The sequence below is a fragment of the Cellulomonas sp. GTC20042 genome (genome assembly GCF_055389595.1).
In genome coordinates, this window is sequence record NZ_AP043678.1 from 3,701,518 (window position 1) to 3,715,717 (window position 14,200).

Consider the following 14,200-nt stretch of genomic DNA (forward strand, 5'->3'; position numbering starts at 1 on the left):
CCGCGGTCGGCACGCTGACCGGCGAGATGCCGCTCACGGTGGAGGCGGAGCCGTCGTCCAGGTACCGGATCGTGCCGACGGTCACCGGCGTGCCGAGCGGGAACGACACCTGGACGGTGGCGTCACCCGGGGCGGTGCCGGTCGGCACGGTGAAGGTGATCAGCGTGTCGCTGACGCTGCCGACGGTCGCGGTGACGCCGCCGACGGTGACACCGACCGCACCGGTCAGGCCGGCACCGGCGATCGTGCCGGGACCGCCGCCGATCAGCGGGGAGGTCGCCGGGGTGACCGTGGTCGGCAGCACCACGCCGGTGCCGTCCGCCAGGTAGGTGAACGCGCCGGTCAGGGTCACCGAGGAGGAGCCGACCGTGACGACGACGTCCACCACGCCGGGGGCGTGCGGCGGAGTGGTGATCTCCAGCCCGCCCGCGGTCGGCGTGAAGGCGGCGGGCAGGCCGCCGACGGTGACACCGGTGGTGCCGGCCAGCCCGGTGCCGGTGAGCGTGACGGTGGTGCCGCCGGACTGCGGACCGGTCGCCGGGGAGACGCCGGTGACGGTCGGGGCGACGTAGGTCAGGCCGCCCGCGAGCACGGTGCCGGCGGGGAAGTCGACCACGACGGCGACGGTGCCCGGCATCGTCGTCGCCGGGATCGTCACCTGGATCTCGGTGGCGCCGGGAACCCCGATCGGGACGGTCTGGCCGCCGATGGTGACGCTGGTGGCGCCGAGCAGACCGGTACCGGTGATGGTCATGACGTCCCCGCCCGCGAGCGGGCTGGTCGTCGGGTCGATGCCCGAGACCGACGCGCCGGTACCGTCTGCCTGGAAGGTGAACCCGCCGGTGAGCGTCGCGTCCAGACCGGGCAGCACGACCTCGACGTCCACCGTGCCGGCTGCGTGCGCCGCGGTGGTGACCGTGGCGGACAGGCCGTCCGGGGCGACGACCAGGCCGACGCCCGGCGTGCCGCCGAAGGTCACCGAGGTCGCGCCAGCCAGGCCGGTGCCGGTCAACGTGACGAGCGTGCCGCCGCCCGTGGGGCCCTGCACCGGGCTGACCGAGGTCAGCGTCGGTGCCACGTAGGTGATCGGGCCGACCACCAGCGTGCCGGCCGGGAAGATCACCGTGACCGTGGCCGGTCCGGCGGCCGCCGAGGCGGGCACCGTGCCGGTGACCGTCGTGCCGTCAGGTGCGGCGGAGAAGCCGGTGACGGCCACGCCGCCGACGGTCAGGCCGGTGGCGCCGGCCAGGCCGGTGCCGGTGACGGTGACCGGGACCCCGCCCGCCGTCGGCGCGGTGGCCGGCGTGAGGTTGCTGACCGTCGCGCCGGAGCCGTCCTCCAGGAAGGTGAAGGCGTTGGCGAGCACGGCGTCCGCGCCGGGCAGCTGGACCGCCAGGGTGGCGGGGCCGGCCGCGTGCGGTGCGGTGGTCAGCGTGATCGAGGTGCCGTCGGGGGCCGCGGTGAACGAGGCCACCGGGACGCCGCCGAGGCTGACCGCGGTGACGCCCAGCAGGCCGGTGCCCGCGACGGTGACCGAGGTGCCGCCCGCCGCGACGCCCGAGGACGGGGTGAGCGAGGTGATCGTCGGCGCCTGGTAGGTCAGCGTGCCCGCCGCCAGGGTGCCGGCCGGCAGCTGGAGCACGACGGGCACGGTGCCCGCGGTCTCGGTGGCCGGGATCGTGGCGGTGACGGTGGTGGCGGTGACCGACGTCGGGGTGACGACGGTGCCGCCGATGCTGACGCCGGTGACGTTGCCCAGGCCGGTGCCGGTGACGGTCAGCGTGCCGCCGCCCGCGGTCGGGCTGGTGCCGGGGCTGGTGCTGCCGACGGTGGACTGCGAGCCGTCGTCCAGGTAGGTGAGGGTGCCGGCGGCGATCGTGCCACCCGGCATCGTGACGACCACCGGCGCGGGGCCGACCGCCGTGCCCGGGGGCACGGTGAACGTGATCGAGGTGCCGCTCGGGGCGACCACCAGGTCGGCGACCGGGACGCCGCCGATGGTGACACCGGTGGCGGCGGCCAGACCGGTGCCGGTGATCGAGCCCGGCACGTCGCCCGCGAGCGGGGCGGTGGCCGGGGTGACCGAGGCGATCACGGCGCCGCTGCCGTCCACCAGGAAGGTGAAGGCGTTCGGACGCACCACGTCGGCGCCGGGCTGGACCAGCGTCACGGTGACCGGGCCGGGCACGTGCGCCACGGTGCTGACGGTGACGGTGCCCGCGGTCGCGACGACCCCGGTGCCCGGGACCCCGTCGAAGAGCACCTGCGTGACGGCGCCCAGGTTGGTGCCGGTGATCGTGACCCCGGTGCCGCCGGACTGCGGACCGGTGGCCGGCGACACGGAGGTCACCGTGGAGGCCACGTAGGTGAGCGTGCCCGCCGCGCGGATCCCGGCGGCGAACTGGAGCACGACCGGCTGGCCGCCCGCGGTCTCCGAGGGCGGGATCGTCACGGTGACCCCGCCCGCGGCCACGCCGGTCACGGTGACCGGGGCACCGCCGATCGTCACACCGGTGACGCCGGCCAGGCCGGAGCCGGAGATGGTCAGCGTGCCGCCACCCGCGGTGGGGCTGGTCAGCGGCGCGAGGCCGGTGATCGTGGCGGCGGAGCCGTCGTCGAGGTAGGTGTACCCGCCGACGAGCACCGCGTCCGCGCCGGTCTGCACCGCGACCACGTCCACCAGGCCGGGCGCGTGCGCCGTGGTGGTGGCGGTGACGCTGGTCGCCGTCTGCGCGGTGACCGTGGCCGGGGCCCCGCCGATCAGCACCTGCGAGACGCCGGAGAAGCCGGTGCCGGTCAGGGTCACGGACTGCGCGCCGCCCGCGGGGCCGGTGGCCGGCGTGACGGCGGTCAGGGTCGGGGCCACGTAGGTGACCGAGCCCGCGACGACGGTGCCCGCCGGGAACCACAGCGTGACGGTCGCGCCGCCACCGGTCTCGGCCGGCGGGACCACGGCGGTGACGGTGCCCGCGGCGGCGACGACCGAGGTCGCGGCGACGCCGCCGACGGTCACGCCCTGCACGGACGCCAGGCCGGTGCCGGTGATGGTGATCTGCGTGCCGCCGGTGGTCGGGACCGTGGTGGGCGTCAGCCCGGCGACCGAGGCGCCGGAGCCGTCGTCCAGGTAGGTGTAGGCGCCGACCAGCGCGGCGTCGGCGCCGGGGATCACGACGCTCACGTCCACCAGCCCGGCGGCGTGCGCCGGGGCGACGGCGGTGACGCTGGTCGCGGTGCGGGTGACGACGGGCACGGTGGTCCCGCCGACGACCACGTCGGTGGCGGCCGCCAGGCCGGTGCCGGTCAACGTCAGGGTGGTGCCGCCGCCGATCACGCCGGAGATCGGCGACACGGCGGTCAGCGTCGGGGCGACCAGGCTGACGGTGCCGGTGGCCGCGATCGAGCCGCCGGGGAACACCACCCGCACCGGCAGGAGCGTGCCGGCGGTCTCGCTCGGCGGGACGGTGCCGCTGATCGAGGTCGCGCCTCCGACGAAGCCGGTGACCGGGACGCCGCCGACGGTGATGCCGGTGGCGCCGGCGAGCGCGGTGCCGGTCACGGTGACCGTGCCGCCCGAGGTGGGCAGCGTGGTCGGGCTGACGCCGGTGGCCGTGGAGCCGGAGGCGTCGTCCAGGTAGGTGTAGGTCAGCGTGGTCGGGTCGACGCCGGGCAGCTCGACCAGCACCGTGACGGGACCGGCGGCGTGCGCCGGGGTGCGCACGGTGAGCGTGCCGGGGCCGGTGGCGAGCAGGTCGGTGCCCTCGACGCCGCCGAAGGTCACGCGTGTGGCGGTCGCGAGGTCGGTGCCGGTCAGCGTGACCAGGGTGCCGCCGGCGATCGAGCCGGACGGCGGGGTGATCCCGGTCAGCGTCGGCGCGGTGAGGGCCAGGGTGCCGGCGGCGGTGGTGCCCAGCGGGAACACCACGGTCAACGGGTAGCTGGTGGCGGTCTCGCTCGGCGGCACGGTGGCCGTCAGCGTGGTGCCGTCCGGGCTGATGCTGACGACGGTCGCCACGAGCGGGCCGACGTCCACGCGGGTCGCGCCGGACAGCCCCACGCCGGTGAGCACGATCTGCCCGCCCGCGGTGGGCAGGGCGGCCGGGGCGACCGACGCGACCGAGGAGCCGACGCCGTCCGCCAGGTAGGTGTAGCCGTTGGGGAGCAGCGAGGTCGTGCCGCTGCCGTTCGTCACCCCGACCGTCACCGGGCCGACCGCGTGCGCCGGGGTGGTGACCGTGGCCGAGGTGGGCGAGGTGGCGGTGACCGTGCCGGGCACGCCGCCGAAGGTGATGCCCGCGACGCCGACGGTGTCCAGGCCGGTGCCGGAGACCACCACGGAATCGCCGCCCTGGACGCTGCCGGAGGACGGGGTCACGCCGGTGATCGTGGCGGCGCCCGGGGCGATGTAGGCGAAGCCGCCGACGGCGGTGGCGTCGGCGCCCGGGAGCGTCACGACCACGTCGACCGCTCCGACCAGGGCCCGCGAGGGCGCGGTCGCGGTGATCGAGGTGCTGCTGACCACGGTGACGCCGGTGGCGGCGACCCCGCCGAACGTCACACCGGTGGCCCCGGTGAACCCGGTGCCGGTGATCGTGACCGCGGTGCTGGCGGTGTTGATCAGGCCCTGCGCCGGGGTGATCGCGGTGATCGTCGGCGCCACGTAGGTCAGCGAGCCGATCGTCACGGTGCTGCCGGCCGGGAAGGTCAGCGTGACGGGCACGGCACCGGCGGTCTCGGAGGCGGGGATCGTGCCGGTGATCGTGGTGGCGGTCGCGCTGAACGACCCGACCGCCACGCCGCCGACCTGGAGCCCGGAGGCCCCGGCGAGGCCGGTGCCGGTGACGGTGATCGTGCCGCCGCCACCGGTCGGGCTGGTGGCGGGGGTGACGGTGGCGACCACGGCGGAGCTGCCGTCGTCGAGGTAGGTGAAGGCGTTGCCGGCCGAGGTGGCGTCGGCGCCGGCCATCACGGCGACCACGGCCACCGCGCCGGGCGCGTGCGCCGGGGCGGTGACGGTGAGGCTGGTCGCGGAGGAGGCGGTGACCGTCCCCGGGACGCCGCCGAAGGTGACCGCGGTGGTCGGCGTGAGGCCGGTGCCGGTCACGGTGACCACGGTGCCGCCGGCCGCGGGGCCGGTGGCCGGGCTGACGCCGGTGATCGTGGGGGCGACGTAGGTCATGCTCCCCGGGGCGCGGGTGCCGGCGGGGAACTGCACGACGACCGGGCGGGCGCCCGCCGTCTCCGAGGGAGGCACGGTGACGGTGATCGCGGTGGCGGTGACCGAGGTGACGGTGACCGGCGAGCCGCCGATCGTCACGCCGGTGGCCCCGCCGAGGCCGGTGCCCGGGATGGTCAGGGTGCCGCCGGAGGTCGGGACCGTCGTCGGGCTGAACGTGCCGAAGGTCGCGCCCGAGCCGTCGTCGGTGAAGGTGAACGGCGAGGCGGCCTGCCCGCTGCCGCTCGGGTTCGTGACCGTGACGGTGACCGGGCCGACGGCGTGCGCCGGGGTGGTGACGGTCAGGCTGGTGGCGGTCTGCGCGGTGATCGTGCCGTTCGTGCCGCCGAAGGAGACCGCGGTGGCGGTGGCGAGGTTGGTGCCGGTGAGCGTGACCGCGGTGCCGCCGGCGGCCGGGCCGGAGGTCGGGCTCATCGCGGTGACGGTCGGCGAGGTCGGCGTGACGTAGGTGTACCCCGTGGCGGCGGTGGCATCGGCGCCGGGCAGGGTGACGACCACCGGGACGGTGCCGGCGACGTGCGCGCCGGTGGTGGCGGTGACCGTGGTGCTGCTCACCGCGACCACGCTGGTCGCGGGCGTGCCGCCGATCGTGACCGCCGTGGCGCCGGACAGGCCGGTGCCGGTGATCGTGATCGCGGTGCCGCCGGCGGTGGTGCCCTGCGGTGGGTTGACCCCGGTGATCGTCGGGGCGACGTAGGTGAAGGTGCCGGCGGTGAGGTTGCCGGTGGGTCGCGCCAGCACGACCGGGACGCCGCCGGCGGTCTCGCTCGCCGGGGAGACCGCGGTCAGGGTGGTGCCGGCCGGGTTGACCGAGAACGACGTCGCGGCGACGCCGCCGAAGGTGACGCCGGTGGTGTTCTGCAGGCCGTCGCCGGTGACCGTGACGGTGGTGCCGCCGCCGGTGGGGCCGGTGGCGGGCGCCATCGAGGTGGTGCTCGCGCTGGGTGCCTGGCAGGAGGCCTGCGCCAGGGAGATCGTGCCGAGGTTCACGTTGACCGCGGTACCGACCAGCGGGACGGTCGCGGTGAGGCTGAGGTCCACCAGCACCGCGGAGGCGGAGGCGGTGGTGGCGGTGGTGGAGACCACCCGGCGGGCGGTGGCGTGCAGCTGCGCGCCGACCAGGCCGACGACACTGACCCCGGCGTTCGCGCTGACCGTGGGGGTGGTCGCGTCCAGCGTGACCGCCTGGCCGAGCAGGCTGAGCCCGACGACCTGCGCGTCGGCGGTGGCACTGGCACCGGCGGAGCAGACCGCGCTGGCGGTGACCGCCCCGGTGCTCACCGCGGAGATGCCGAGCACGTTGATGTTGACGCCGGCGATCTCGGAGGTGGCCGAGGACTGCGCGGTGGTCCGGGTGGCCGTCACGTCGGTGACGCTGCCGGTGGACCCGACGCCCAGCCCGCTCAGCGCTGCGCTCAGCAGCCCGGTCTGGCTGGTGCCCCCGCCCGCGGGCGCGGTGGCGGAGCCGACCACGGCGGTCAGGCCGACCAGCGGCAGGTTGATCACGCCGGGGATGGTCACACCCGCGTTGAGCGCGATGGACACACCGGTGGCGCTGGCATCACCTGGCGCCGCCGCGGCAGGCCGTGGTGTGAGCACCACCGCCCCCAGTGCGAGGACCGCCGCGATCAGCGCGGCGACCGCCTTCCGGGCATGACTGACTGCACCCGACATGTTCCGTACCCCCTGCGAAGCGACTGTGATCGCTACGGACCTTGCTCGTTGGCACGCATCTCAACGCCTGCGCCCCGGGCCCGCCACCCGTCCCCTGTCGTCACCCGGTCGTGCGACGACTGCAAAGCGCGCCAAACCCGGACGTCTCCGGCGGGTGAAGCCGACCGGGTGAAAGCGTCCGGACAGGTCACCGCGGGGTCCGATCTCAAGGTCACGAATTGATCACGAGGTGCGCGAGGGGCCCCGGCGCTGCTCCGAACGAGGGACGACCCTGGACAGGGCGTCCCGCTCGGCGGGCGGGCTCGGCACCCGCTCAGGGAGCGGTGGTGAGCGCCTGCTCGGGGCCGGTCACGGTGCCCAGCGCGCCAGCGAGTGCGGGTGCACCCGCAGCGGCACCGTCGCACCGGTCCGCCCGACGCCGGTGGCCGCGAGCGCCCGCACCGTCGGCGGTCCCGGGGTGTCGACCGTGCGGGTGAGCGCGCTGCTGCCCGCCGCCGTGGTGACCGTGGCGGTCCACACGTACCGGGTGCCCGGGGTCAGGCCGGTGAGGTCCTGCACGAAGGCCTGCGCGGAGGTGCCGGCGGGCACGTCCCGCTCCACCGCGCCGCCCTCGGCACCACCCTCGGCAGCCCAGGTGATCCGCAGCCGGCCGACCACCCCGTGCGGGTCCACCCACACCCGCAGCGCCGCCGTGGTGCTGGTGACGTCCCGCTCCGCCCCGGTGACCGTGGCCGGTGCCGCCGTGACGACCTGCACGGAGTCCACCGCGGTCCGTCCCGCCGCGTCGGTCACGGTGAGCCGGACGGTGCGCTCCCCCGCGCCGAAGGTGTGCGCGAGGACCCCCGGCTGCCCGGCACCGGTGCGCACCGTGCCGTCGCCGAGGTCGAGCGTCCACGCGACCACGCCCTGCCCGGTCGCCGACCCGCCGCCGGTGCTCCGGCCCAGGTCCAGCCGCACCGCGAGCGGCGCCGCACCCACGGTCACGTCGACCCGCACCGAGGCGCTGGGCACCGCGTGCGCCACCGGGGCCCCCACGGCCGCCGCGAGCGCCGTGCGGGTGGCCGGCGTCCCGGCGACCGCCCACGCGCAGGTCCCGGTGCCCTCGAAGGTCGACACCACGTCCAGCCCGTCCCAGCCGCCGAGGTAGCCGACGGCCTCGGCCCACCACGCCCCCGCACGACCGGGGTCGGCGGGATCGGCGGCGGTGCCGACCTCGGCCAGCAGCGGGATCTTCCCCCGCTCGGCGGCCCACCGACGGAACGGCCCCACCACCTCGGACAACGGACGCCACGACGCGGGCTTGCCGGGGGCGCAGCCGTACCAGTTGTCGGCGTCCAGCCCCACCCGGTCGACCACGTCGTCCCCGGGGTAGAACGCCGCCGCCCCGGCGGTCGACGGCGCCGAGCCGAAGCTGCCCGGCGTGACCACCCAGGTCCACCGCACGTCCGGCACGCCGACGGCGCGGAACACCTCCACGTAGTGCCGCCAGGCGGCCCGGTACTCGGCGGGGGTGCCCCAGCCCTGCGCGAGGTCCGGCTCGTGGTGCAGCGTCAGGTAGACCGGCACCCCCAGCGTCGCGATCCCGGCGGCCTGGCGGCGGATGTCGGCGTCCACGATCCCGGAGGCGATCTGCGCCCAGGTCACCACGGAGCCGTCGAGGCGCCTCGGCCAGATCGACAGCAGCGGCATCCGACCCCGCTGCACCGACTCGACCACCGGCGCCACCGGCTGCACGTCGTCCCAATGGCTGTACCAGCGGTGCACGTCCAGGCGACGGCCGAGGGCGTCCTCGAAGCCGGCCACCGCCGCGGAGGCGCTCGCGGCGGCGCCCCGGTCGACGTGCGCGCCCAGCCGGAAGCCGGGGGTGGGCGGCGGGTCGGCGGCGGCGGCCACGCCCGGGGCGGCGACCCCCAGCGCCAGCGCGGCGGACAGGAGCAGGACGGCGGCCCGGGTGCGGGCACGACGGGGCGGTACGAGCATCGGAGGGTCCCCCTGACGAACGGGTCCGCGGGTGGGCGTCGGCACCGGCCTCGGCACGCCCGCGACCCGACCGATCGGCCACCGTCCGTCGATCCTTCGAGGACCTGGGTCCCGACGTGCGGCACGTCACACCGCGCACCGGGCAGCACCGTGGAATATCCGTCGCGCCGCTCAGGTTGGGGCGCAAGTACATGCAAACGCATCGACTTGGGAGAGTGCGAGATGCAGTTCGGAGTGTTCACGGTCAGCGACATCACGCCTGACCCCACCACCGGTCGGACCCCCGACGACACCGAGCGCGTCCGCTCGATCCTCGCCATCGCCGAGCACGCGGAGGAGGTCGGGCTGGACGTCTTCGCCACCGGCGAGCACCACAACCCGCCGTTCGTCGCCTCCTCGCCGACCACGATGCTCGGCTACCTGGCCGCCCGCACCAAGACGATCACGCTGTCCACCGCGACCACGCTGATCACCACCAACGACCCGGTCCGCCTGGCCGAGGAGTACGCGATGCTCCAGGTGATCTCGGACGGCCGGATGGACCTCATGCTCGGCCGCGGCAACACCGGCCCGGTCTACCCCTGGTTCGGCCAGGACATCCGCCAGGGCATCCCGCTCGCGATCGAGAACTACGCCCTGCTGCGCCGCCTGTGGACCGAGGACGTCGTGGACTGGGAGGGCAAGTTCCGCACCCCGTTGCAGGGCTTCACCTCCACCCCGCGCCCGCTGGACGGCGTGCCGCCGTTCGTCTGGCACGGCTCGATCCGCAGCCCCGAGATCGCCGAGCAGGCCGCGTTCTACGGCGACGGCTTCTTCCACAACAACATCTTCTGGCCGATGAGCCACACCCGGCAGATGGTCCGCTACTACCGCCAGCGCTTCGAGCACTACGGGCACGGGCGCGCGGACCAGGCGATCGTCGGGCTCGGCGGCCAGGTGTTCATGCGCAAGAACTCGCAGGACGCCGTGCGCGAGTTCCGGCCGTACTTCGACAACGCACCGGTGTACGGGCACGGGCCGACGCTGGAGGACTTCGCGGACCAGACCCCGCTCACCGTGGGCTCCCCGCAGCAGGTGATCGACCGCTACGCCGCCATGCGGCACGACGTCGGCCACTACCAGCGCCAGATGTTCCTGATCGACCACGCGGGCCTGCCGCTGAAGACGGTCTTCGAGCAGCTGGACATCCTGGGCGGCGAGGTCGTCCCGGTGCTCCGCAAGGAGATGGAGTCCGACCGCCCGGCCGACGTGCCCTCCGACCCGCCGAGCCACGCCCAGCGCGTCGCCGCCGCCCGCGCGGCCGGCACCGTGCACGAGCAGGCCGTCGCCGCCGCGGACCACTGGACCGGCAAGACCGCCGAGGACGACGTGGCGGCAGCCGACGCGGTCACCCCCGCCGCCCGCCCCGGTGCGGCGTTCGGCCTGTGACACGATCCACCCACGACCACTGATCGAACGAGGAGCCGCATCATGAGCGACCGCACGATCGTCGCCCTCTCCGCCGGCCTCGGCCAGCCCTCCGCCACCCGCCTGCTCGCCGACCGCCTCGCCGAGGCGACCGTCACCGGGCTCGCTGCGCAGGGCGTCACCGCCGAGGTCCGCACCGTCGAGCTGCGCGACCTGGCGCACGACGTGGTCAACGCGATGCTGACCGGCGTCCCCAGCCCCGCGCTGGCCGAGGTGCTCGAGGCGGTCACCACGGCCGACGGCCTGATCGCCGTCACGCCGCTGTTCACCACCACGTATTCCGGGCTGTTCAAGTCCTTCGTCGACATCCTCGACAAGGACGCGTTGGTCGGGCAGCCGGTGCTGCTCGGCGCGACCGGCGGCACCGCGCGGCACTCGCTCGCGCTGGAGTACTCGGTGCGCCCGCTGTTCACCTACCTGCGGGCCGACGTGGCGACCACCTCGGTGTTCGCCGCCACGGACGACTGGGCCACCGGCGCCACCACCGCCGAGCCCACCGCCCTGCCGTCCCGGATCCACCGGGCCGGCGAGGAGCTCGCCGCGACGATCGCCGCACGCGGCACCCGCGGCGTGACGGACCCGTTCGCCACCGCGCCGTCCTTCGCCGACCTGCTCGGCGGCTGACGCAGAGCCACGGCCGGCCGCACCCCTGCGGTCGGCCGTGACGTGCGTCAGGGCTCGACCGGCCCGGTGCCGACAGGCAGCCGCAGCACCACGCGGGCACCGCCCAGCGGCCCGTGCCCGAGGGTCAGCGTGCCGCCGTGCCGCTCGACCCGGTCCCGCAGCCGCGCCAGCCCGCTGAGCACCACGTCCTCCGGCGGCCCCGAGCCGTCGTCGTCCACGGTCACCTCGGCCACCACCGATCCCGGGACCGCGCCCGCGGCGGAGTCGCCGTGCACCCGCACCCGGCGAGCACCGCCGTGCCGCACCGCGTTGGTCACCGCCTCCTCGATCACCGCGACGACCACCAGCCGGTCCTGCACCGGCATGGTGCTGTCCACCGGATCGGCCAGCACCCCGCCGCCCGGCCCGGTGGTGACCTCCGTGCGGATGTTCCCCGGCAGCCGCTGGAGCATCACCTGCGCCGCCAGGAACGCCCCGATGTCGGTGCCGACCGGGAACAGCGCGTGGCTGATCCGGCGCACCTCCTCCTCGCGCAGCTCGTCCACCTCGCCGGCCAGCGCACGCAGCCGGGCCGCGGCGTCCACCGACCCGTCCGCCGTCGCGGTGCCGACCTGCGCCGCCAGGTCGTCCAGCTGGGCGCCGATCATCACCAGGCGCTGCTGCACCGCGCCGTGCAGCTGACCCGACACCTGCCGGCGCACCCGCAGCTCCTCGCGCTCCAGGTCGGCCAGCGCCCGTGCGGCCCGCACCTCCTGCGCCGCCCGGAGGCGCACCTGCGCGGCCACCCGCTCCCGGGCGTCCAGGTACCAGAGCCCGCCGACCAGAGCCCCGGACGTCGTGACGATCGCGAAGGCGTACTCGATCAGCAGGATCCCGGTGGCCGGCGCGTGGTGGCCGGACAGCACCAGCACGGCCAGCCGCAGCCACGAGGTCAGCGCGGCCGTGCCGATCACCACCGCCCACCGGACGCCCCAGCCACGGTCCGTCGGCCGCAACCACGCCACCACCGCCACCGCCAGCCACCCGGGCGCCAGCGTCACCAGGAACACCCAGAGCGCCTCGTCCGGGCCGTCCGGCGCATGCGGGTCACCACCCGGGCCCCAGGACGCCCACTGGCTCACCGCGGCGACCGCCGCCAGCAGCACCAGCAGGCCGGAGACGCGCGCGAGCACCTGGCGCTCGCGCCGCGGGGTCAGGCTCGTCCCGGGCACGACACCTCCTAGTAACGGCTGGACTGCTGCAGGAACGCCAGCACCGCGGTCACCCGCGGGTTCGTCTCGGTCGCGCTCACGCCCAGCTGGCGGTAGATCGCGCTCAGGTGGTTCTCCACCGAGCGCGACGAGACGCCGAGCAGCTCACCGATCGTCTGGTTCGAGAAGCCCTCGGAGGTCAGCCGGAGCACGCCGAGCTGCGCCTCGGTCAGCGACCCGAGCGGGCTGTCCTGCGTCGGCTCCGAACGCCGCACCAGGCTCGGGTCCAGCACCACCTGGCCCTGCGCTGTCGCCACGACCGCACGGAGCAGGGTCTCCCGGTCCAGGGAGGAGCGCTTGGACAGGTAGGACCACGGCCGTGACCCCCGCGTCCGGACCGACAGCACCAGGTCCATCACGTCGTGGCTCGACAGCAGCAGCACCGCGAGGTGCGGGTCCGACCGCTGCAGCTGCACGGCGAGCGCGACCCCGTTGCCGTCGCCCAGGTCGACGTCCGCCAGCACCAGGTCGACGCTGCCGGGGGTGATCGTGGCACGCGCGCTCTCGAAGCCCGCGAGGGCGTGCACCACCGTGATCCCCGACTCGGAGCCCAGGATGTCGGTGAGCACCGAGCGCATCAGCGACTCGTCCTCGACGATCGCGACGCGCAGGTCGCGCACTTCCCGCTCCGGCTCCTCCACACGGGTGAATCTAGCCTGCGGCAGGCCGCCCGAGACCCGGTGGGCGCTACGTGCGTGTCTCGGTAGGCTCGACCTGCACCGAGGCACCAGGAGGCATCCGTGACGACCAAGCAGGGCGACGGCGCTCGACGTCCCGGGCTGTTCAGCCGGCTCACCGAGCCGCTGGCGGACCGCACCCGTGAGCGCATCGAGCACGTCGAAGACAAGGTCCGGGCGTCGATCCAGCACGAGATCGACGCGGTGAACCGGTCGGTGCGCGCCCGCGCCGTGCAGGTGCGCCCGAGCGCCATCGCCTTCGCGGTCGCCGCCCTCGCCACCGTCTTCGGGCTCGCGCTGCTGGTGGTCGCCGTGGTCGTGGCGCTGGCCAAGGCCGTGGAGCTGTGGCTCGCCGCCGTGATCGTCGCGGTCGTGCTGATCCTCGGCGCCGCCGCGGCCGCCGCCTGGGGCCGGCACCACCTGCCCGCGCCGGTGCGCGTCGCCCCCGCCGACCCGCCCGTCGCGCCGGACGCCGAGGAGCTCGTGCACCCCTGGGCGGACTGACCGCGCGAGGATCCGGCGGCGGGGCGACCTGCGCGGACGGCCAGGACGGGCCAGACTGGGCGGATCGCTCGACGCGACGTGAGGAGCAGGGATGACCACGACAACGAACGGCGGCTCCGGTCCGGAGCAGTCGATCGGCCAGCTGATCAGCCGGCTGAGCGAGCAGGGCGCCCGCCTGGTGCGGGCCGAGATCGACCTGGCGAAGGCCGAGCTCGCCGCGAAGGCCAAGGCCGCCGGCATCGGTGCCGGGCTGCTCGCAGGTGCGGCGTTCCTCGGGTTCTTCGCCTTCGCGGTCGCGATCACCACCGTGATCCTCGCGCTGGCCGAGGTGCTCGCGCCCTGGCTGGCGGCGCTGATCGTGCTGGTGGTGCTGCTGGTGATCATCGCCGTGCTGGTGCTGGTCGGGATCAAGAAGCTCCAGCAGAGCACGCCGCCGGCACCGGAGAAGGCCGTCGCCGGGCTGCGCGAGGACGCCGAGACCCTGACCCGCTCCGTCAAGGAAGGGCTGCACCGATGACCGACGCGCCGAAGCCCACGATCGCCGAGCTCGAGGCCGAGATCCTGCTGACCCGCGCGGCGCTCGCCGGGACCGCCGACGAGCTCGCCGCCCGCCTCGACCCCCGCCGGCAGGCCGCCGACGCCGCGGAGAACGCCAAGAAGCTGGTCCGGGACGCCGTCGGCACCGACCCCGCCGCCGATCCCGCGAAGCGTGCCCGCTCCCGCGTGGTGCTCGCCGTCGGCGTCGGCGCGGTGGCCCTCGCCGTGGTGCTGCTGGTCCGCCGCCGCTGAGG

Annotated in this window: 8 protein-coding genes and 1 pseudogene; 5 read left to right on the forward strand and 4 right to left on the reverse strand. The window is 75.5% G+C overall.

What is annotated here, in order from left to right; translation table 11 throughout:
- Nucleotides 1–115: 115 nt before the first annotated feature.
- Both ACZ5HG_RS17150 and ACZ5HG_RS17155 read right to left on the reverse strand, forming a co-directional pair.
- A pseudogene (locus ACZ5HG_RS17150) lies at nt 116–6,907 on the reverse strand (IPT/TIG domain-containing protein); the annotation flags it as partial.
- A gap of 348 nt (nt 6,908–7,255) precedes the next feature.
- A complete protein-coding gene (locus ACZ5HG_RS17155; protein WP_464178550.1) occupies nt 7,256–8,887 on the reverse strand; it encodes a hypothetical protein in 1,632 nt (543 codons plus the stop codon).
- A 222-nt stretch (nt 8,888–9,109) separates the two neighbouring features.
- Here ACZ5HG_RS17155 and ACZ5HG_RS17160 point away from each other — a divergent pair, with 222 nt between their 5' ends.
- Both ACZ5HG_RS17160 and ACZ5HG_RS17165 read left to right on the forward strand, forming a co-directional pair.
- Nucleotides 9,110–10,315 carry an LLM class flavin-dependent oxidoreductase gene (locus tag ACZ5HG_RS17160; RefSeq protein WP_464178552.1) on the forward strand — a complete coding sequence of 402 codons (1,206 nt, stop codon included), beginning with the start codon at nt 9,110–9,112 and terminating at the stop codon, nt 10,313–10,315.
- Between the two features lie 42 nt (nt 10,316–10,357).
- The gene (locus ACZ5HG_RS17165; protein ID WP_464178554.1) at nt 10,358–10,978 is read left to right on the forward strand and encodes an FMN reductase; all 621 of its coding nucleotides are present in this window, start codon (nt 10,358–10,360) and stop codon (nt 10,976–10,978) included.
- A gap of 47 nt (nt 10,979–11,025) precedes the next feature.
- On the opposite strand, the gene ACZ5HG_RS17170 is transcribed toward ACZ5HG_RS17165, so the two are convergent.
- Entirely contained in the window at nt 11,026–12,189 is a 1,164-nt protein-coding gene (locus ACZ5HG_RS17170; protein ID WP_464178556.1) for a sensor histidine kinase, read from the reverse strand.
- 8 nt (nt 12,190–12,197) lie between these two features.
- Nucleotides 12,198–12,869, reverse strand: coding sequence for a response regulator transcription factor (locus tag ACZ5HG_RS17175; protein ID WP_464178558.1), 672 nt, complete (start codon nt 12,867–12,869; stop codon nt 12,198–12,200).
- A gap of 99 nt (nt 12,870–12,968) precedes the next feature.
- Between ACZ5HG_RS17175 and ACZ5HG_RS17180 the strand changes: the two genes are divergently transcribed.
- The 3 genes from ACZ5HG_RS17180 to ACZ5HG_RS17190 all read left to right on the forward strand — a co-directional run bounded on the left by ACZ5HG_RS17180 (nt 12,969) and on the right by ACZ5HG_RS17190 (nt 14,198).
- Nucleotides 12,969–13,409: a phage holin family protein gene (locus tag ACZ5HG_RS17180; RefSeq protein WP_464178560.1), complete on the forward strand. Its 441-nt coding sequence runs from the start codon at nt 12,969–12,971 to the stop codon at nt 13,407–13,409.
- Between the two features lie 91 nt (nt 13,410–13,500).
- A complete protein-coding gene (locus tag ACZ5HG_RS17185) occupies nt 13,501–13,926 on the forward strand; it encodes a phage holin family protein (protein WP_464178562.1) in 426 nt (141 codons plus the stop codon).
- A complete protein-coding gene (locus ACZ5HG_RS17190; RefSeq protein WP_464178564.1) occupies nt 13,923–14,198 on the forward strand; it encodes a DUF3618 domain-containing protein in 276 nt (91 codons plus the stop codon). The genes ACZ5HG_RS17185 and ACZ5HG_RS17190 overlap by 4 nt, the downstream gene beginning before the upstream one ends.
- Nucleotides 14,199–14,200: the final 2 nt, after the last annotated feature.